This is a genomic window from Pseudomonas sp. PDM27 (assembly GCF_019219205.1).
GTDB lineage: Bacteria > Pseudomonadota > Gammaproteobacteria > Pseudomonadales > Pseudomonadaceae > Aquipseudomonas > Aquipseudomonas laurylsulfatiphila.
This window is the reverse complement of record NZ_JAHUWF010000031.1, coordinates 1-553: the sequence shown is the minus strand read 5'-3', so window position 1 is coordinate 553 and position 553 is coordinate 1. Positions and strand designations below refer to the sequence as shown.

Here is a 553-nt window from a genome sequence, read left to right as displayed (position 1 = left end):
ACATTCGCCGAAAATTCGATTGCGCTCCTAAGAGCCACTCACAAATTTTACCTTAGCCTGATCCGTTACCAGTGAAAGTAACGTTCAGTCTATCTTTCTATCACATACCCAAATTTTTAAAGAACGATCTAATCAAAAGACTAGAAATCAATATTCATTGCAGAATATTCATTTCTAAACTCTCAAAACTTTCGAAGCAGTTTATGGTGGAGCCAAGCGGGATCGAACCGCTGACCTCCTGCGTGCAAGGCAGGCGCTCTCCCAGCTGAGCTATGGCCCCATACAAAATTGGTGGGTCTGGGCAGATTCGAACTGCCGACCTCACCCTTATCAGGGGTGCGCTCTAACCAACTGAGCTACAGACCCAATTTCGAGCTTGTAACTGTTAGCGTTGAGCTATCAGCTTGGAGCTTAAAGCTGCTTCTATCGTCTTCTTCAATGAATCAAGCAATTCGTGTGGGAACTTATGGAGCAGCTGAGTCGTCGATTAAGGAGGTGATCCAGCCGCAGGTTCCCCTACGGCTACCTTGTTACGACTTCACCCCAGTCATGA

General features: G+C 46.5%; 2 tRNA genes and 1 rRNA gene. All 3 read right to left on the bottom strand.

The annotated features are described in order from the left end of the window. Positions 1–204: 204 nt before the first annotated feature. Positions 205–280 (bottom strand) — tRNA-Ala (locus KW838_RS29250). A gap of 9 nt (positions 281–289) precedes the next feature. Beyond that, positions 290–366: transfer RNA gene (locus KW838_RS29245), tRNA-Ile, on the bottom strand. A 122-nt stretch (positions 367–488) separates the two neighbouring features. After that, positions 489–553, bottom strand: a 16S ribosomal RNA gene (locus KW838_RS29240); the annotation flags it as partial.